The 17,228-nt window shown below is 69.9% G+C and carries 15 protein-coding genes, 1 tRNA gene, 1 other RNA gene and 1 pseudogene; 10 read left to right on the top strand and 8 right to left on the bottom strand.

Annotation, left to right across the window (positions count from 1 at the left end):
- From ICN82_RS18935 to rnpB, 3 genes and pseudogenes are all read left to right on the top strand, one after another.
- A pseudogene (locus ICN82_RS18935) lies at positions 1–217 on the top strand (hypothetical protein); the annotation flags it as partial.
- Positions 218–294: 77 nt separating this feature from the next.
- Positions 295–906: an N-acetylmuramoyl-L-alanine amidase gene (locus ICN82_RS18930; protein WP_193186149.1), complete on the top strand. Its 612-nt coding sequence runs from the start codon at positions 295–297 to the stop codon at positions 904–906.
- Positions 907–917: 11 nt separating this feature from the next.
- Positions 918–1,282, top strand: an RNA gene (rnpB, locus tag ICN82_RS18925) — RNase P RNA component class A.
- A gap of 126 nt (positions 1,283–1,408) precedes the next feature.
- On the opposite strand, the gene ggt is transcribed toward rnpB, so the two are convergent.
- Entirely contained in the window at positions 1,409–3,226 is a 1,818-nt protein-coding gene (gene ggt, locus ICN82_RS18920) for a gamma-glutamyltransferase (RefSeq protein WP_193186146.1), read from the bottom strand.
- Positions 3,227–3,401: 175 nt separating this feature from the next.
- On the opposite strand from ggt, the gene rpmG reads away from it, so the two are divergent.
- From rpmG to ICN82_RS18905, 3 genes are all read left to right on the top strand, one after another.
- Positions 3,402–3,569, top strand: coding sequence for a 50S ribosomal protein L33 (gene rpmG / locus ICN82_RS18915; RefSeq protein ID WP_193186143.1), 168 nt, complete (start codon positions 3,402–3,404; stop codon positions 3,567–3,569).
- A 162-nt stretch (positions 3,570–3,731) separates the two neighbouring features.
- Positions 3,732–5,408 (top strand): alpha/beta hydrolase, encoded by a 1,677-nt coding sequence (locus ICN82_RS18910; RefSeq protein ID WP_226898609.1) that lies wholly within the window; start codon positions 3,732–3,734, stop codon positions 5,406–5,408.
- A complete protein-coding gene (locus ICN82_RS18905) occupies positions 5,393–6,259 on the top strand; it encodes a dienelactone hydrolase family protein (protein WP_193186140.1) in 867 nt (288 codons plus the stop codon). The genes ICN82_RS18910 and ICN82_RS18905 overlap by 16 nt, the downstream gene beginning before the upstream one ends.
- A gap of 9 nt (positions 6,260–6,268) precedes the next feature.
- Here ICN82_RS18905 and ICN82_RS18900 read toward each other — a convergent pair whose 3' ends face one another.
- Positions 6,269–6,643, bottom strand: a complete 375-nt coding sequence (locus ICN82_RS18900) for a winged helix-turn-helix transcriptional regulator (RefSeq protein WP_193186137.1) — start codon at positions 6,641–6,643, stop codon at positions 6,269–6,271.
- Between the two features lie 102 nt (positions 6,644–6,745).
- On the opposite strand from ICN82_RS18900, the gene ICN82_RS18895 reads away from it, so the two are divergent.
- Positions 6,746–7,870 (top strand): NADH:flavin oxidoreductase, encoded by a 1,125-nt coding sequence (locus ICN82_RS18895; RefSeq protein ID WP_193186134.1) that lies wholly within the window; start codon positions 6,746–6,748, stop codon positions 7,868–7,870.
- A 17-nt stretch (positions 7,871–7,887) separates the two neighbouring features.
- On the opposite strand, the gene ICN82_RS18890 is transcribed toward ICN82_RS18895, so the two are convergent.
- Together ICN82_RS18890 and carA are read right to left on the bottom strand one after the other, a co-directional pair.
- On the bottom strand, positions 7,888–9,807 hold the full coding sequence (locus ICN82_RS18890) for a glycosyltransferase (protein ID WP_193186131.1): 1,920 nt from the start codon (positions 9,805–9,807) through the stop codon (positions 7,888–7,890).
- Positions 9,808–9,988: 181 nt separating this feature from the next.
- Positions 9,989–11,128, bottom strand: coding sequence for a glutamine-hydrolyzing carbamoyl-phosphate synthase small subunit (gene carA, locus ICN82_RS18885; RefSeq protein ID WP_193186128.1), 1,140 nt, complete (start codon positions 11,126–11,128; stop codon positions 9,989–9,991).
- A gap of 124 nt (positions 11,129–11,252) precedes the next feature.
- Here carA and ICN82_RS18880 point away from each other — a divergent pair, with 124 nt between their 5' ends.
- A complete protein-coding gene (locus ICN82_RS18880) occupies positions 11,253–11,729 on the top strand; it encodes a GatB/YqeY domain-containing protein (RefSeq protein ID WP_193186125.1) in 477 nt (158 codons plus the stop codon).
- 62 nt (positions 11,730–11,791) lie between these two features.
- On the opposite strand, the gene ICN82_RS18875 is transcribed toward ICN82_RS18880, so the two are convergent.
- From ICN82_RS18875 to ctaD, 3 genes are all read right to left on the bottom strand, one after another.
- Complete coding sequence (locus ICN82_RS18875) at positions 11,792–12,436, bottom strand: VPLPA-CTERM sorting domain-containing protein (RefSeq protein WP_193186122.1); 645 nt, start codon at positions 12,434–12,436, stop codon at positions 11,792–11,794.
- Positions 12,437–12,562: 126 nt separating this feature from the next.
- Complete coding sequence (locus tag ICN82_RS18870; protein WP_193186120.1) at positions 12,563–13,120, bottom strand: DUF2244 domain-containing protein; 558 nt, start codon at positions 13,118–13,120, stop codon at positions 12,563–12,565.
- Complete coding sequence (ctaD, locus tag ICN82_RS18865) at positions 13,121–14,776, bottom strand: cytochrome c oxidase subunit I (protein WP_193186117.1); 1,656 nt, start codon at positions 14,774–14,776, stop codon at positions 13,121–13,123.
- Positions 14,777–15,030: 254 nt separating this feature from the next.
- On the opposite strand from ctaD, the gene ICN82_RS18860 reads away from it, so the two are divergent.
- Complete coding sequence (locus ICN82_RS18860; RefSeq protein ID WP_193186114.1) at positions 15,031–15,975, top strand: DMT family transporter; 945 nt, start codon at positions 15,031–15,033, stop codon at positions 15,973–15,975.
- Between the two features lie 94 nt (positions 15,976–16,069).
- On the opposite strand, the gene lipB is transcribed toward ICN82_RS18860, so the two are convergent.
- A complete protein-coding gene (lipB, locus tag ICN82_RS18855; protein ID WP_193186111.1) occupies positions 16,070–16,729 on the bottom strand; it encodes a lipoyl(octanoyl) transferase LipB in 660 nt (219 codons plus the stop codon).
- 135 nt (positions 16,730–16,864) lie between these two features.
- Between lipB and ICN82_RS18850 the strand changes: the two genes are divergently transcribed.
- A tRNA-Leu gene (locus tag ICN82_RS18850) sits at positions 16,865–16,951 on the top strand.
- The last annotated feature ends 277 nt before the right edge of the window (positions 16,952–17,228 follow it).

Here is a 17,228-nt window from a genome sequence, read left to right as displayed (position 1 = left end):
CGCCGCCTTCGCCGCCGGCACCTCCCATGCGCCCGGCACGGCACGCTACGCGCGGCCTGCCGGTCCGGGCACGGGCTCCTGCGCGCCCTATGCCGATGCCGCCGCCGCGCAGCAGGCCTTCCTGGCGGCGGGCGGGCCGCAGCAGGATGCGCTGGGACTGGATGCCGATGGCGACGGTTTCGTCTGCGGCTTCGATCCCGCGCCCTACCGGTCGTGAGCGCGGGGCGGGCACAGGGCGCGATCTGGCATCCCTCGCCGAATTGCGGGCCGCGCCGGGGCGGGGTCGCCCCCGACATGGTGGTGCTCCACTATACCGCGATGGACAGTGCCGCCGCCGCGCTGGAGCGGCTCTGCGATCCCGCGCATGAGGTGTCCTGCCATTACCTGATCGGCGCCGATGGCACGCTGTGGCAGCTGGTCGAGGAGGAGCTGCGCGCCTGGCATGCGGGGCAGGGGAGCTGGGGCGCGGTGACGGATGTCAATTCGCGGTCGATCGGCATCGAGCTGGACAATCGCGGCCGCGGCAGTTTCGCGGTGGCGCAGCTGGCCGTGCTGGAGCGGCTGCTGGCCGAGATCCTCGCGCGCTGGAACATCCCGCCGGAACGGGTGATCGGCCACCAGGACATGGCCCCCGCGCGCAAGCAGGATCCCGGCCGCTGGTTTCCCTGGCCGCGCCTGGCCGGGAAGGGGCTGGCCATCTGGCCCGAGGGGCGCCCGGCGCGCGGCCGGTTCCTGGATAGCGCGCGGGCCTTCGGCTATCCCGAGGCGGATGCCGGGCTGCTGCTGGAGGCGTTCCGCGCGCGGTTCCGCCCGATGGCGGCGGGACGGCTGAGCGAGGAGGACCGGCGGATGATGGCGGAGCTGGCCGCACGCTTCCCCGTTGACGGCGGCGGCGCGAGGGGCTAGCGGGGGCGCGCGCGGATGGCCGGATGACCGCGGGTTCCGCGAGGGACGCGAGGAAAGTCCGGACTCCACGAAGCAACGGTGCCGGGTAACGCCCGGCGGGGGCAACCCCAGGGAAAGCGCCACAGAGAACAGACCGCCCCGGCAGGCCCGGGGCAAGGGTGAAACGGTGGGGTAAGAGCCCACCGCGGGACGGGCAACCGGACCGGCATGGCAAGCCCCACCGGGAGCAATGCCTAATAGGGGATCCGCATGGGCTGCTTCGGCCCCGAGATCCCGGGTTGGCAGCTTGAGCGCGTCGGCAACGGCGGGCCTAGAGGAATGGTCATCCAGGGGGGCAACCCCCGGACAGAATCCGGCTTACAGGCCATCCGCGCATATCCACCGCCACAGGCGATCCAGCGGAGACGCCCCTCGCGGGGCGTCGTTCCCCTGGTCCCCGCGCCGGGCTGCGCCCTCTGCGGGTGGCCGCGGGCGGCAGCGCGGCGCCAGCCCGGTTGCCGGGTCACTTGCCGATGGCGATGCCTTCGCGGCGGGGATCGGCGCCGCCCAGCAGGCCGTCCGGCGTGATGGCGATGGCGTGGATGCCGGAATTCAGCTCGGCCGTTTCGGTGTCGAAGCCGAGATCCCGCAGCGGTCCGGCCAGCGTCTCGGCCGGGGTGCCCGCCTCGATGTCGTAGCGGCCGAAGCGGTTGACCAGATGCGGCGCGGCGGCGGCGGCCTGCGGGTCGCGGCCCCAGTCCAGCACCTCGATCAGGTTCTGCGCCACGTAGCCGATGATCCGGCTGCCGCCGGGCGAGCCGGTGACATAGACGGGTTTGCCCTCCTTCATCACGATGGTCGGCGCCATCGAGCTGCGCGGCCGCTTGCCGGGCTCCACCCGGTTGGCGACGGGGCGCCCCTCCTCGTGGCTGCGGAAGGAGAAATCCGTGAGCTCGTTGTTCAGCAGGAACCCGCCGGGCGTCATCAGCCGCGATCCGAAGCCGTTCTCGATCGTCGTGGTCATCGACAGGGCGTTGCCGTACTGGTCGACGATGGAGATATGCGAGGTGGAGGGCAGTTCCGGGCTGTCGCCTGCGCCCCAGAGCATGGCATGGTCGAATTCCGGCCGTCCCGGCGCGGCCGAGGGCAGCGCGGTCTCGGCGCCCGCCAGCAGCTCGGCACGGCCGCGCAGGTAGTCCGGATCGGTCAGCCCGGCCGTGGGCATGGGCACGAAATCGCTGTCGGCCATGTAGAGGCCGCGATCGGCGAAGGCCAGCCGCGAGGCATCGCCGATCAGCCGCCAGGCCCGCGCGCTGTCCGGTCCCATTGCGGCAAGGTCGAAATTCTCCAGCATGCCCAGGATCTGCCCCACGGTCAGCCCGCCGGAACTGGGCGGGCCCATGCCGCAGATCTCGGCCGCACGGTAGGGAATGCAGACGGGCGGGCGTTCCTTGACCCGGTAGACGGCCAGGTCGTCCAGCGACAGAAGCCCGGGACTGTCCTGCGCCTGCTGCACGGTATCGACGATGCCCTGCGCGACGGCGCCCTTGTAGAAGGCCTCCGTCCCGCCTGCCGCCAGCGCCCGCAGCGTGCGGGCATAGGCGGGGTTGGCCAGCCGGCTGCCGGATTCCAGCGGCGTGCCGCCAGGCAGGAAATACGCGGCGGTGGCCGGAAAGCGCGCCAGGCTCGCGGCATTCTCCGCCACCAGCCCCGCCAGCCGCGGCGAGACGGGAAAGCCCTGGTCGGCAAGGTTGATCGCCTCGAGGAAGAGGCCGGGCCATTCCTTCCTGCCCCAGCGCTCATGGGCCGCCTTCATCAGCGCGGGGGTGCCGGGCGTGCCGACGGACCGGCCGCCGACCACCGCATCCATGAATCCCATCGGCTGCCCCGCCATGTCCTGGAACAGGGTGGGCGTCGCCGCCATCGGCGCGGTTTCGCGCCCGTCGAGCGTCGCCAGCGTCCCGCTGGCGGCGTCATACCACACGAGGAAGGCCCCGCCGCCCAGGCCCGAGCTTTGCGGTTCCACCAGCCCCAGGACCGCCTGGGTGGCGATCATCGCATCCGCCGCGCTGCCCCCGGCCTCGAGGATCTTCGCGCCGGCCTGCACCGCCAGGGGATTGGCGGCCGAGATCATCCAGGACTGCCCCGTCGCGGGCCGGCCGGCATCGCGCAGCGCCTGCGCCTCGCGCGCGCCGGGCCCCAGCCCCGCATGCGTGGCGGCGGCCGGTGCGGGGGCCGGTGCGGCGGTTTCGGGGGCCACGGCGTCGGCGGCCTGCTGGGCGGGCGCGGCCATGGCGGCAAGGACGAGAATTGCGGCGAAACCTGCGGCCCGGAACGTCATCGGCGATCTCCCTCCCTGATCTGCGGTTGACAGAGGGCAGCATGTTGCGGCTTGCTGCGCAAGAGACAGGTTTTTGAAGATTACGCGCTTGACTTCGTCTGGCGCCCGGTGCATTTGCGGGCCTCAGCTTTTCAAGGTGCAGGCCCTGCGCCCGCACCCCCGAAGGAGACATGACATGGCGAAGCCGACCACCATCAAAATCCGCCTGAACTCCAGCGCGGGGACCGGGCACTTCTACGTGACCAAGAAGAACGCCCGCACCATGACCGACAAGATGGTCGTGAAGAAATACGACCCCGTTGCCCGCAAGCACGTGGAATACAAGGAAGGCAAGATCAAGTAAGATCTTCCGCCGACCTTGACGGTTCGCAGGGCCGCGCCTCCGGGTGCGGCCTTTCGCGTTCGGGGCCCTGCCACCGCCCCGGGGGAGCCGATCGGCGCACTGGCCGAATCCTGCCATTGCGGCGAGGATCGGCCCGCAGGAGCAGGCAGGGGAGACGGGGCCATGGCGGGACCGCGCGATCGCGAGAAGCTGGAACTGGCAGGCATGCCCGCCTGGCCGCTGGTGGCGGCGATCCTCTTTCTCGCCGCCTCGCTGACGCCCTCGCTGATTCCGCGGGACTGGGCGGTGCAGGGCGTCCTGTCGGGCGTGCTGGCGGCGGCGGGCTACGGGCTGGGCCGGCTGCTGCTGGCGGTGTGGCGGGGGCTGGGGCTGACCGCGCTGCCGCGGCGCCCGGCCCGCATGATCCTGGGGCTGGCCCTGACGGCGGTGCTGGCCGCGCTGGCGCTGGCGCTGTGGCGCCAGGGGATCTGGCAGGATGACGTGCGCCTGCGCATGGGGATGCCCCCGGCGGAGGAGGCCCGGCTGCTGCGCATCCTCGCCCTGGCCTTCGCGGTCTTCGCCGTTCTTGCAGGCGCGGGCCTGCTGGTGCAGCGGGCCTTCGATCTGGCGCGGCGGCGTCTGGTGCGGGTGATGCCCGCGGGGGCGGCGAATGTGCTGGGCCTGGTGGCGGTCACCGCGATGGTGGTCGTCCTGACCCGCGACGGGCTGATCGACCGGCTGATGGCGGTGGCCGACGAATCCTACGAGACCGCGCAGAAGCTCTTCGATCCCGAACGTCCCGCCCCGGCCGATCCCGGCCGGACCGGCGGCGCGGAATCGCTGGTCTCCTGGGGGGCGCTCGGCAAGCCGGGGCGCGACTGGGTGGAAGGGGGCGTGGATGCGGCCCGGATCACCGAATTCACCGGCCGGCCCGCGCTCCGGCCGATCCGCGTCTATGTCGGGCGCGCCGAGGAGGACGACCCGCAGATCCGCGCCGAGCTGGCCCTGGCCGAGCTGATCCGCCAGGGCGGGTTCGAGCGCAGCGTCCTCGTCATCGCCTCGCCTACCGGCACGGGCTGGCTGGACCCGGGCAGCTTCGACGCGCTGGAGATGATGCATGGCGGCGACACCGCCTCGGTCGCGGTCCAGTATTCCTACCTGCAATCGCCGCTGGCCCTGATCTTCGAGACGCGCGCCGGGCTGGACCAGGCCGCTGCCGTGATCCAGACGGTGCATGCCTATTGGCGCGACCTGCCCCCCGACCGGCGGCCGCGGCTCTATATTCACGGGCTGAGCCTGGGGGCATGGTCCTCGATGTACGGCATCAACGGATTCCGCATGGTCAGCGACCCGCCCGACGGGGCCTTCTGGGCCGGACCGCCCTTTCCCTCGGAAATGTGGCGCCGCGCGGTGGCCAATCGCGACGCGGGCAGTCCCCAGTCCCTGCCGGTGCTGGATGAGGGCGAGACGGTGCGGTTCGTGTCGCATTACGGCGGGCTCGACCGCGCCTATGCGCCCTGGCGGCATCTGCGCGTGATCTTTCTGCAATATTCCACCGACCCGATCGTGTTCTTCGACCCGGCCGCGCTGTGGCGGGCGCCGGACTGGATGACCGAGCCGCGCGCGCCGGACATCTCGCCGGCCTTCCGGTTCATCCCGCTGGTCACGCAGGTCCAGCTGGCCATGGACATGGTCATCGCGCTGTCGGTGCCGGGCGGGCACGGGCACAGCTACTACCTGGCCGATTACGTGCGGCCCTGGGCGGCGATCACCCAGCCGCCGGACTGGGGCGAGGCCGAGAGCCGGCGCCTGATCGGGTTCTGCGCCGCGGAGGTCCAGCAGGGATGCGCCGGGCCCTGATCCTCGCGGCGGCCGGGGCGGTCCTGCTGGCGGCGGCTCTGGCGGGCAACGCGCTGCGCCACCGCGCCGGGCTGGTGCTGGAGACCCGCGACCTCGCCGGGCTTGCCGCGATGCTGCAGCCCGGGATCCGTCTGGTGCGGCCTGCGGGCGACGGGCCTCATCCGGCGGCGCTGCTGCTGTCGGGCTGCGACGGGGTGCATGACAACATGGACTGGTGGGCCGGCATGCTGGCCCGGGGCGGCCGGGCGGCGGCGATCCTCGACAGCCACGCGCCGCGCGGGCTGGACCGGCTCAGCAGCTGGCGGCTGGTCTGCGCGGGCCAGGTCCTGCCGGGCGGCGAGCGGGCCGGGGATGCGATCGCCGGGCTGGAGACCCTCGCCGCGATGCCGGGACCGGCCCCGCCCGGCACGCTGCTGCTGGGGGCGTCCCATGGCGGCTGGGCCGTGCTGGAGGCGCTGGCCGATCTGATCACCGGCGAGGTGCCGCAGGGGGTGGAGGGCTGGCAGAGCCCGCCGCGGGACCTGCTGGCGGGGATCGGCGGGGCGGTGCTGCTCTATCCCTATTGCGGGGTGCTGAACACCGCCGCGCGGGGCGACTGGCACGGGGCGCCGCCGCTTCTGATGATCCTCGCCGGGCAGGACAGCATCGTCAGCACGCCCGATTGCCTGGACCTGGCCGAGGCATTGCGGGCGCGCGGCGCGCGGATCACGGTGCGTGTCCTCGCCGGGGCCGATCACGGTTTCGACCAGCGCGAGAAGGCCGCGCTGTCGCCGCTTGTCTTCGATGCCGGGCTGCGCGCGCAGGCGGCGGCGGAGGTGGCGGCCTTCCTGGCCGGGCTGCCGCCGGCCTGAGCCCCCCGGTCAGGCGCGCTGGAGCCGCCCGTCATAGGCGATGCGCGCGGCCTCCACCTCGGGCAGGCTGTCCCAGGTCCAGCGATACAGCGCCTTGAAGGGCGGCAGCAGCGACAGGCCCAGCGGCGTGAGGCTGTAGCGCACGGTCACCGGCGAGGTGTCCAGCACCTCCCGCGCGACCAGCCCGTTGCGTTCCAGCCGCCTGAGCGCCTGGGTCAGCGATTTCTGCGACACGCCTTCCAGGCAACGTTTCAGCTCGTTGAACCGGTGCGGTGCGGATTCCAGCACGGTGAGGATCATCATCGACCATTTGTCGGCGATCTCGTCGAACAGCGTGCGGCAGGCGCAATCGGCGGAAAAGCGGATATGGCAGGTGCCATCCATGGCAGTTACCTCGGGGTGACCTGGGGCAGGGGCGGTGCCCTCTTGAACCCAGGTATCCGAAATATACCTTGGCCGCAACGCAGCATCCAAGGAGACTTCCCCATGTCGCTCGACACCCTGGCCGAAAGCGCCGACATCCTGTTCCGGCCGTTCCACCTGAAGGGACTGGAACTTAAGAACCGCATCGTCATGGCCCCGATGACCCGCGGCATGGCGCCCGGGGGCGTGCCGACGGCGGAGAATGCCGCCTATTACGCGCGCCGCGCGGCCGGCGAGGTCGGGCTCATCCTGTCGGAGGGCACGGTGATCGACCGCCCGGCCTCGCGCAACCTGCCGGGCATCCCGTTCTTCCATGGCCCCGCGCTGGACGGATGGAAGGGCGTGATCGATGCGGTCCATGCGGCTGGCGGCCGGATGGGGCCGCAGATCTGGCATACCGGCTCGACCCGCAGCGGCGACTGGGCGCCCGAGGCCGAGGTGGAGAGCCCCTCGGGCCTTGTCGGTCCCGGCGATCCGCGCGGCCGCGCCATGACCGAGGAGGATATCGCCGACACGATCGCGGCCTTCGCCTCGGCGGCGGCGGATGCAAGGCGCCTGGGCTTCGACGTGGCCGAGCTGCATGGGGCGCATGGCTACCTGATCGACCAGTTCTTCTGGGACGGCACCAACCTGCGCGATGACCGCTGGGGCGGCGCCACCCTGGCCGAGCGGTCGCGCTTTGCCGCCGAGATCGTGCGCGCGGTGCGCGCCGCCATCGGGCCGGATTTCCCCCTGCTGCTGCGCGTCAGCCAGTGGAAGCAGCAGGATTACACCGTCAAGCTGGCCGCCGATCCGGCCGCGCTGGAGGCCTGGCTCGGGCCGCTCGCCGAGGCGGGGGTGGACGTGTTCCATTGCTCGCAGCGCCGGTTCTGGGAGCCGGAATTCCCCGAGATCGACGGCGCCGAGGGGCTGAATTTCGCCGGCTGGACCAAGAAGCTTCTGGGCAAGCCGACGATCAGCGTCGGATCCGTGGGGCTCGACAGCGAGTTCTTCGGCGCCTTCCGCGGCGAGGGCTCGCCCGCGGCGCCGCTGGACCGGCTGGTGGCGCGGATGGAGCGCGAGGAATTCGACCTGATCGCGGTGGGCCGGGTCCTGCTGAGCGATGCGGCCTGGGCTAAGAAGCTGCGCGATGGCGCCATGGACCAGATCGGCGGGTACGATCCGGCCTCGCTGGGCGTGCTGGCCTGATCGCGGCGGCGGGCGGCTCAGGCGGCCGCCCGTCCCGTTCCGCCGCGGATCAGCCGCAGCGCCCTGGCGCCCCCGGCCGATCCGCCGAACTTGCCGTGCTGGGTCTTGTCCCAGTAGAAAGGCTTGTGCAGCATCTCCCACAGCGCCTTGGCGGTCGCCAGGCTGGCCAGGGCGAAATAGGGATGCAGCGTCAGGATCCAGGGCAGCAGCCGCAACCGTCCGGTGCGCTGCAGCGCCAGCGCGGCCATGGCGGCCATCGTCATCTCGCTGAGCCCGAAGAACAGCGCGATGGCGGCCATGCCGGGGTCGGGGATCACGCCGCGCACCGGATGGCCCAGCCCCAGCGGGATCAGCCAGAGCGACCACAGGACCGGCGCCAGGGCGAATTGCACCAGGGTGCCCAGAAACATCGCCTGGAAGGCCCAGAAGCTGCGGCTGCCCAGTTCCCGCCACAGCCGCAGCGGCCGCCGCATGTGCACCGCATAGGTCATGGCATAGCCCTTCAGCCAGCGCGAGCGCTGCTTGACCCAGGGCCAGGGACGGCAATTCGCCTCTTCCCAGGTGGTCATGTCGAGGATTTCCGTCACATAGCCCGCCCGGGCCAGGCGGATGCCCAGATCGGCATCCTCGGTGACGTTATGGGGGTCCCAGCCGCCCAGGCTTTCCAGCACGTCGCGGCGGAAGAACACGGTCGTTCCGCCAAGCGGCACCGCAAGGCCCAGCCTGGCCACCCCCGGCAGCATCACCCGGAACCAGGCGGCATATTCCAGCGTGAAGCAGCGCGACATCCAGTTCAGCCCGGTATTGTAGAAATCCAGGCACCCCTGCAGGCAGGCGACCTGCGGCCCGGCGACGGCAAAGCGGGCGGCGACCTGGCGCAGCTGTCCGGGCTCGGGCGCATCCTCGGCATCATAGATGCCCACGATGCTGCCGCGGCAGAAATCCAGCGCGTAGTTCATCGCCCGCGGCTTGGTCTTCAGGCGGCCGCCGGGAACCGCGATCACGCGCATCCATGGGGGAAGCTCGGTCGCGGCGACGGTCGCGTGGGTGATCGCGTCATCGGCCTCCACCACGAGGCAGACATCGAGAAGGGCCGCCGGATAGTCCAGCCGTTCCAGCCGCCGGACCAGCTGGGCGGCGATGCGTTCCTCGCGGTAGAGCGGGACGAGGATCGAGATCACCGGCAGGCGTCCCGCGCGCATGCCGCCATGCAGCTGGTGGATCTCGGCCCCCCGTCCGGGGTCGGGTCGCGGCAGGAGCGTGGCGCATTTCAGCACGATCAGCCCGGCAAGGCCGAGGCAGGCGACCCCGAGCAGCAGCACCAGCAGAAACGCCGGGGCCAGCAGCGCGGCCAGGAGGCTGCAGGTCACCAGGACGGCCATGGCGACGCGGAACGGCCGCGGCTGCCAGGCACGGCAGGCCAGCGACCGCGGCACGCGTGTCTCCGCCCGCTCGACCAGTTCCCCGGCATGCTGCAGCGCGATGGCCGCGCCGACTTCTCCGGGGGTGGCCAGCGCCATCATCACCGGGCCGAACAGGGCCTCGTACCCCGCGCGCAGCGCCGCGAAACCGGCCGGGTCCTCGGTGACAAGGACGGTTGCCCCGCCGATATCACGCCATGGAAGCACGCGCTTGCGCAGGCAGTCGGGCACGCCCGCGCGGCGCGCCAGCCGCGGATCGGGGGGCGCGGCGCGCAGATCGACGTGACGCGCGCCCCATTGCTCTTCGAGAAGCGCGGTAACATCGGACCGCCCCAGCGCCCCCGTGGCCAGCAGCGCCTCGCCCAGCCGCAGATCCGCGGAATGATGCAGCGCCAGCGCCTCCTCGATCTGCGCGGAATCGACGAGGCCGCGCGCGCGCAGAAGCTCCCCCAGGCGCGGCCGCGCGGTGGCGGGGGCGGAGGGACGGGAAGCAGAGGCGAAGGGGACGGGATCCATGGCCACGGGTTCCTTGCGGAGCGTTGGACCGGATGTGCCCGATTTTGGTTAATCTAACTTTAAGGAAAATCCACTGTATCCTCCCGCCCTGCCGGGAGGCGGAAAAACGGGGGTATTCCGGGCCTGCCGGGCAGGGCGGAGCGGGCCGGGGATCCGGCCCGTCCGTGGCGTCCGCTCCGGCTCAGCCGGCGGGGGTCATCGCCGCGCGGAACCGTTCGAAGAGGTAGAAGCTGTCCTGCGGGCCGGGCGAGGCCTCGGGGTGGTACTGCACCGAGAAGACCGGGCGGTCCGCCATGCGGATGCCGCAATTCGACCCGTCGAACAGCGAGACATGGGTTTCCGTCACGCCTGCCGGAAGGGACTGGCTGTCGACGGTGAAGCCGTGATTCATCGAGGTGATCTCGACCTTGCCGGTTTCCAGGTCCTTGACCGGGTGGTTGGCGCCGTGATGGCCGTGGTTCATCTTGACCGTCCTGGCACCGAGCGCGAGCGCCAGCATCTGGTGGCCGAGGCAGATCCCGAAGACCGGCAGCTCCTTTTCCAGGACGCCGCGGATCATCGGCACGGCATAGCTGCCGGTCGCCGCCGGGTCGCCCGGGCCGTTGGACAGGAACACGCCATCGGGGCTCTGGGCCAGCACATCCTCGGCGGTGGCGGTCGCGGGAAGGACGGTCACGTCGCAGCCCGCATCGGCCAGGCAGCGCAGGATGTTGCGCTTGGCGCCGAAATCGATCGCCACCACCTTGGGCGCCGCGCCGGTCCGCGTGCCATAGCCGTTCGGCCAGGCCCAGCGGGTTTCGTCCCAGCGATAGGATTGGGCGCAGGTGACGTCCTTGGCCAGATCGAGCCCTTCGAGGCCGGAGAAATCCCGGGCCTGACGCACCAGCGCTTCGATATCGAACTTGCCGTCGGGATCATGGGCCAGCGCGACATGGGGGGCGCCCTGGGCGCGGATGGCGCGGGTCAGCCGCCGGGTATCGACGCCCGCGATGCCGATGCGCCCCTTGGCCGCCAGCCATTCCGACAGGGTCTGGGCCGAGCGCCAGTTCGAGGGCTGGGTCGGGTCCCATTTCACCACCAGCCCGGCCGCCACCGGATCGGCGGATTCGTCATCCTCCGGCGTGGCGCCCACATTGCCGATATGCGGGAAGGTGAAGGTGACGACCTGGCCCGCATAGGACGGGTCGGTCATGATCTCCTGGTAGCCGGTCATCGCGGTGTTGAAGCACAGCTCCGCCACGCAGGTTCCGGTCGCGCCGATCCCGTATCCGTAGAACAGGGTACCATCGGCGAGGGCGAGACAGGCGGTGGGCGTGGGCATGGGCGACTCCTATCGGCAAATCTTGGGTCAGATAGGCCCAAAGGCCCCGTTCTGCAAGCAGGGTTGCGCGGCGAAGCCGCAATGCAGTATAGGCCCGCGGACCACAGACATCAGGGGATGGACGATGGGCAAGGACCTCAAGGCCCGCATTGGCGAAAGCCTCAAGCAGGCGATGAAGGACAAGGACGCCGTCCGGCTGTCCACCCTGCGGCTGATCAATGCCGCGATCAAGGATACCGAAATCGCGCTGCGCGCCGAGACCTCCGGGGATGCCGAGCCGCAGCCGATCCCGGACGAGAAGGTGCTGGCGATCCTCGGAAAGATGGTCAAGCAGCGCCAGGAAAGCGCGCGCGTCTACGAGGAGGGCGGCCGGCTGGAACTGGCCGAGCAGGAGCGCGGTGAAATCGAGATCATCGAGGAATTCCTGCCCGCCAAGCTGTCGGCGGAGGAGCAGGCCGCGGCGGTGGAGAAGGCGATTGCTGCCACCGGCGCCGAATCCCTGCGCGACATGGGCAAGGTGATGGCCGCGCTGAAGGCCAAATACACGGGGCAGATGGATTTCGGCGAGGTCGGTCCGCTGGTGCGCGCCAGGCTGGGCTGAGACGCCCCGTGGCGGATCGCAAGACGGGACGCCCGCGGTCGCTCCGCGGGCGTCCCGCCGTTTCAGGCCGTGCGGCGGCGGCGCAGCAGGCCGAGCCCGGCAAGCCCCGCCCCCAGCAGAGGCAGCCCGGCCGGAAGCGGAACGGCGGCGACCGCATCCGAGGTCAGCACCGTGATGCGCGCGGTCGCATAGCCCGAGACCGCGCGGTCCGGGGCGTAGCGCGTCCAGGTGCTTCTGTCCCAGAATTCCGAATAGAGCGCGAGCTCGACCGGCAGGTCCAGCAGCGTTCCGGCCGGGCTGGCCTCGATGGCGGCGATCTGCGCGGCCGAGAAGGACAGCTTCGCCGTGGTTTCCTGCCAGTGCGCGCCGCCCTCGTTGCGTTCCCCGAAAAACAGGAACCCGGCCCGCTCCAGCGACCCGCCGGATAGGCTGTAGGATCGCCCGCTTGGCGCGAATTCGAGGCCGTCCAGGGTCAGGGTGACGGCAGGAAAGGGCGTGTCGAGATAGCCCAGGACCCTTGGAAATCCTGCCTCGGTGGTGGCGTCGAAGGCATCCATGGACGAGGCGGCCGGGATGTCGCTGCCGGGCGTTGAGGGGGCTTCCAGATGGAAATCGGTGAATGTCACGGAAAAGGTCGCGGCGATGGCACTGGACATGGCGGCCGTGACGAAAATGGCTGCAGCGGCGAGGGTCGTTCGGATGGTCATGGAAACTCCGGATTGCAATGAATCGAAACGCGAATCTGTAAATTCGGGGAATCCTACGGCAAATCTCCGGGGCATCTCTGTGACGAACCGCACAGCCGCGGCAGGTCCTACGCTGTCCGGCGCGAGTCAAAGCGGCCGGGCGGAGGTCGCGGCGGTTTCCAGCACCCGCTTCAGCACCGGATGCAGGGTCGCGCGTTCGGTCTCGTCGAGGAAGCCGCCGAGTTCCACCTCGCGGCCATCTCCGCCGCCGGCGAGCGTGATGTAGTTGCGGTGCCCGCCCCGCCTGGGATGCATCTGCGCGACCGTCCAGTAGGTGTTGGCCTCCCAGCGTTTCTCGGGGCCGCGGGCGGGGCTGTGGCGCAGCGTGACCCGGTCGGTCCAGATCGCCAGGTCCTCCTGGATGTCCTTGTCCGCCCATGAATGCTTCAGCGCCCACCACAGCAATCCCAGCGCGCCCATGACGAAGGGCAGGAGCGGCCAGAAGACCGGCGAGCCCAGGACCGACAAAAGCGGGACGAGCGCGAGGGCGAACATCGTGGCGATGACGATCACGAAGCCCTTCGCCGATAGCGAGCTATGCGCGCAAAGCCGGAGCCGCGCCAGGGGCGGATCGCCTGCCGCAAAGAAGGAGGCCCCCGAAATATCGGGGGCCTGGCCGGTTTCTGTGTCCCAGCGGAAGGGCATTCAGTGGGCGTGGCCCTTGTCCCAGTCGCTCTGCTTGGGAAGCTCCTCGAAAGTATGCTCCGGCGGCGGCGAGGGCAGGGTCCATTCCAGGGTGTCGGCATGTTCGTTCCAGTAGTTGTTCGCGTTCACCTTCGCGCCCTTCGTCAGCGTCACGTAGATGATGTAGAGGAACAGGATGAAGGAGGCGAAGCTGAGGAAGGCGCCGAGCGAGGAGACCATGTTCCAGGTGGCGAAGGCCTCGGGATAGTCGATATAGCGCCGCGGCATGCCCTGGCGTCCGAGGAAATGCTGCGGGAAGAAGGTCAGGTTGGCGCCGATGAACATCATCCAGAAATGGATCTTGCCCAGGGTCTCGGGATATTGGCGCCCGGACATCTTGCCGATCCAGTAGTAGATCCCGGCAAAGATGCAGAAGACCGCGCCCAGGCTCATCACGTAGTGGAAATGCGCCACGACATAGTAGGTGTCGTGATAGGCCCGGTCGATGCCGGCCTGGCTGAGCACCACGCCGGTCACGCCGCCGATGGTGAACAGGAACAGGAAGCCCATCGCCCAAAGCATCGGCGTCTTGAACTCCACCGATCCGCCCCACATCGTGGCCAGCCAGCTGAACACCTTCACCCCAGTGGGCACGGCGATCACCATCGTGGCCAGCATGAAATAGCTCTGCTGGCTCAGGCTGAGGCCCACCGTGTACATGTGATGCGCCCAGACGACGAAGCCCAGAACCCCGATCGCCACCATCGCGTAGACCATCGGCAGGTAGCCGAAGATCGGCTTGCGCGAGAAGGTCGCGATGACATGCGAGATCAGGCCGAAGCCCGGCAGGATGATGATGTAGACTTCCGGGTGGCCGAAGAACCACAGGATGTGCTGGTACAGGATCGGGTCGCCGCCGCCCGAGGGGTTGAAGAAGGTCGTCCCGAAATTGCGGTCCGTCAGCAGCATGGTGATGGCGCCGGCCAGGACGGGCAGCGACAGCAGGATCAGCCAGGCGGTGACGAAGATCGACCAGGCGAATAGCGGCACCTTGTGCAGCGTCATGCCCGGCGCGCGCATGTTGAGGAAAGTCGTGATCATGTTGATCGCGCCCAGGATCGACGAGGCCCCCGAGACATGGACCGCGAAGATCGCCAGATCCATGGATATGCCCGGATAGGAGGTCGAGAGCGGCGGATACAGCACCCAGCCCACGCCCGATCCGGTGCCCTCCAGCCCGTCGGGGGCGAACATCGAGGCGATCCCCAGCGCGGTGCCCGCGACATAGAGCCAGTAGCTGAGATTGTTCAGCCGCGGAAAGGCCATGTCCGGCGCGCCGATCATCAGCGGCATGAAATAGTTGCCGAAGCCCCCGAACAGCGCCGGGATCACCACGAAGAACATCATCAGGACGCCGTGATAGGTGATCATCACGTTCCAGATATGGCCGTCGGGGGTACAGGGATCGGCCATGAAGCCTTCCATGCACATGTACTGGACGCCGGGGCTCATCAGCTCCAGCCGCATATAGACCGTCAGGATGACCGAGATCAGCCCGACCGCGCCCGCGGTGAAGAGGTAGAGGACCCCGATATCCTTGTGATTGGTCGACATGACCCAGCGGGTGAACCACCCCTTGCGGTCATGCTCGTGCGCGGCGCTGGCGGCGTCTGCCATGCTTGCCTCCCTAACATCCATGTCATGAGACCCCGGTTCGGCCGCGGTCCGTGCTTCTTTTTCCCTGTTCTAAGGCCCGTATGCCGCAGGGACAAATAGACGATGGTCTCCGGGTTGCAAAAAAATTGTCTACCATTATGCCGCACTTGGGTCCCGCGCCGAAGGATGGCAGGGGGAGGAAGGCGCCCGCCGGGGCGTAAGCGGCTGTGCCGAAAAGGGTTTCGGCATCCGAAGGCACGAGGGGAGCCGAAGCGATGACAGTCACGGGGCCATCGGGCAGGACGGCAGATGCCGCCGGGGCGGCCGCGGCCGCACTGACGCTGGCCTGTCTGTTCTGGGCGGGAAATTTCGTCACCGGCCGCGCGATTCGGGGCCTCCTGGCGCCCGAGACGCTGAATTTCCTGCGCTGGCTCCTGGCTGCGGCGGTCTTCCTGCCCTTCACGGCGCGGGGGCTCTGGCGGCACCGGCGGGCCCTTGCGGGGCAGGCCGGGTGGATCCTGGGCCTGGCCCTCACCGGGGTGGTGGGGTTCCAGCAGGCCACCTACACGGCGCTGACCAGCACGGCGGTGGCCAATGCCGCGCTGCTGCTGGCGGCGACGCCGGTGCTGATCCTGGCCAGTTCGGCCCTGACCGGCCGCGCGCGGCTGGGACTGCGCCAGGTCGCGGCGGTGGCGGTGTCCTTCCTCGGCGTCTCCGTGATCCTGGGCCGCGGCGATCCGCTGGCGGTGCTGCGGCTGCATCTGGGAGCGGGCGATGCCTGGCTGCTGGTCGCGGTCAGCTGCTGGACGGCCTATACCCAGATGCTGCGCGCCGCCCCCCGCACCGTGCCCGCCGACGTGTCGCTGATGGCGACCATGCTGGCGGCGCTGCCGGTGCTGGGCGCGCTGGCCGCGTGGCGGGGCGAAGCGGGCGCGGCAGCCCTGGCGGCGCTTCCCCCGGCCGCCTGGGCTGCGGTGGGCTATGTCGGGCTTTGCGCGGCCCTGGCGGCCTTCCTGCTGTGGGGCTACGGCGTCCGCCGCAAGGGGCCGGAGGCGGCGGGGCTGTACATCAACCTGATGCCAGTCTTTTCGGCAGCGCTGGCCTGGCTGTTTCTGGGCGAGGCCGTTACGGCCGGACAGGCCGCGGGCGCGGCGCTGATCCTGGTCTCGCTGTGGCTTGGCCGCGACCGCCCCGCGGATGCGCTGCGCAACATGCCGTAGCGCCCTTACGCCGGGCCCCTTGGTCGGCGGCGGGCGTATGGAGGAGCGATGTCGAGACGGCGCGGCGGCCGGTCATCGACCTGCCGAAGGCGGCCTATCCGGCCGGGCCGAAGACCCGGGCAAAGGTGCCCTGCAGCGCCACGTCGACATCCTCCATCGTCACCGGCAGCCCCAGATCGACCAGCGAGGTGACGCCATGCCCGCTGATGCCGCAGGGGACGATGCCGTCGAAATGCGACAGGTCGGGTTCCACATTGATGGAGAAGCCGTGGAAGCTGACCCATTTGCGCACCTGCAGCCCGATCGCGGCGATCTTTTCCTCGCGCGGGGCACCGTCGGGCCCTGCGGGGCGGTCATGGCGCACCACCCAGACCCCGACCCGACCCTCGCGGCGTTCGCCGCGGATGTTGAATTCGGCCAGCGCGGCGATCACCCAGTCCTCCACCTGGTGCACGAAGCGCCGAAGGTCCCGGCCGCGCCGCGTCAGGTCCAGCATGACATAGCCCACGCGCTGGCCGGGACCGTGATAGGTGTACTGCCCGCCGCGCCGCGTCGGGTAGACCGGAAAGCGGTCGGGATCGACGAGGTCGCGGATATCCGCGCTGCTGCCGGCGGTATAGAGCGGCGGGTGCTCCAGCAGCCAGATCGTCTCGGGCATGTGCCCGGCCGCGATTCCGTCGGCGATGCGCTCCATCTCGGCCAGGGCCTGCGGGTAGGGGACAAGCAACTCTGAGGTCTTCCAGCTGGGGGGCATCGGGCAGGCTCCTGTATTCGCGGGCGGATTACTCCGTCGCGGCACCCATGTCCACTTTTGTCGCCGAAGATGCATTTCCCCCTTGCGGCCTCCGGGGGGCTTGGGTAGATACCCGCCACTGCCAGTCAGGACAGTGCGGTCGTGGCGGAATTGGTAGACGCGCAGCGTTGAGGTCGCTGTGGGGTAACTCCCGTGGAAGTTCGAGTCTTCTCGACCGCACCATCTGACAGGGCGCAGGCCGGACATGGCCTTGCCGCGGAGCAATCCGCATATGCCCGGGCAGCCGGATTTCCAGAAATATCCTGCCTTGAAACATGACGGCATGCGGGCCGGATGACATTTGTCAGTCCGGTTTTTTCGTCTGTCTGGGCCTTTCGTGGTCCCGTTCCATCTTACGGGCGGGCCCGGTTCGCGGCGCGGCCGCGATGGCTGGCGCCGCGGCCGTCAGCGCGCCGCCCCCCCCCCCCCCCCCCCCGGGGGGGGGGGGGGGGGGGGGGGG

The organism is Mangrovicoccus algicola (assembly GCF_014903745.1).
Lineage (GTDB): Bacteria > Pseudomonadota > Alphaproteobacteria > Rhodobacterales > Rhodobacteraceae > Mangrovicoccus > Mangrovicoccus algicola.
The sequence above is the reverse complement of the archived record's forward strand: the minus strand, read 5'-3'. Positions and strand labels throughout refer to the sequence as shown.

What these genes read in the sequence shown, in the direction of transcription:
- ICN82_RS18895 (WP_193186134.1), top strand. Translation starts at nt 6,746, where the DNA reads ATGTCGCTCGACACCCTGGCCGAAAGCGCCGACATCCTGTTCCGGCCG.
- ICN82_RS18880 (WP_193186125.1), top strand. Translation starts at nt 11,253, where the DNA reads ATGGGCAAGGACCTCAAGGCCCGCATTGGCGAAAGCCTCAAGCAGGCG.
- ICN82_RS18905 (WP_193186140.1), top strand. Translation starts at nt 5,393, where the DNA reads ATGCGCCGGGCCCTGATCCTCGCGGCGGCCGGGGCGGTCCTGCTGGCG.
- ggt (WP_193186146.1), bottom strand. Translation starts at nt 3,226, where the DNA reads ATGACGTTCCGGGCCGCAGGTTTCGCCGCAATTCTCGTCCTTGCCGCC.
- carA (WP_193186128.1), bottom strand. Translation starts at nt 11,128, where the DNA reads ATGCCCACGCCCACCGCCTGTCTCGCCCTCGCCGATGGTACCCTGTTC.
- rpmG (WP_193186143.1), top strand. Translation starts at nt 3,402, where the DNA reads ATGGCGAAGCCGACCACCATCAAAATCCGCCTGAACTCCAGCGCGGGG.
- ICN82_RS18930 (WP_193186149.1), top strand. Translation starts at nt 295, where the DNA reads ATGGTGGTGCTCCACTATACCGCGATGGACAGTGCCGCCGCCGCGCTG.
- lipB (WP_193186111.1), bottom strand. Translation starts at nt 16,729, where the DNA reads ATGCCCCCCAGCTGGAAGACCTCAGAGTTGCTTGTCCCCTACCCGCAG.
- ICN82_RS18910 (WP_226898609.1), top strand. Translation starts at nt 3,732, where the DNA reads ATGGCGGGACCGCGCGATCGCGAGAAGCTGGAACTGGCAGGCATGCCC.
- ICN82_RS18870 (WP_193186120.1), bottom strand. Translation starts at nt 13,120, where the DNA reads ATGCCCTTCCGCTGGGACACAGAAACCGGCCAGGCCCCCGATATTTCG.
- ICN82_RS18900 (WP_193186137.1), bottom strand. Translation starts at nt 6,643, where the DNA reads ATGGATGGCACCTGCCATATCCGCTTTTCCGCCGATTGCGCCTGCCGC.
- ICN82_RS18860 (WP_193186114.1), top strand. Translation starts at nt 15,031, where the DNA reads ATGACAGTCACGGGGCCATCGGGCAGGACGGCAGATGCCGCCGGGGCG.
- ICN82_RS18875 (WP_193186122.1), bottom strand. Translation starts at nt 12,436, where the DNA reads ATGACCATCCGAACGACCCTCGCCGCTGCAGCCATTTTCGTCACGGCC.
- ctaD (WP_193186117.1), bottom strand. Translation starts at nt 14,776, where the DNA reads ATGGCAGACGCCGCCAGCGCCGCGCACGAGCATGACCGCAAGGGGTGG.
- ICN82_RS18890 (WP_193186131.1), bottom strand. Translation starts at nt 9,807, where the DNA reads ATGGATCCCGTCCCCTTCGCCTCTGCTTCCCGTCCCTCCGCCCCCGCC.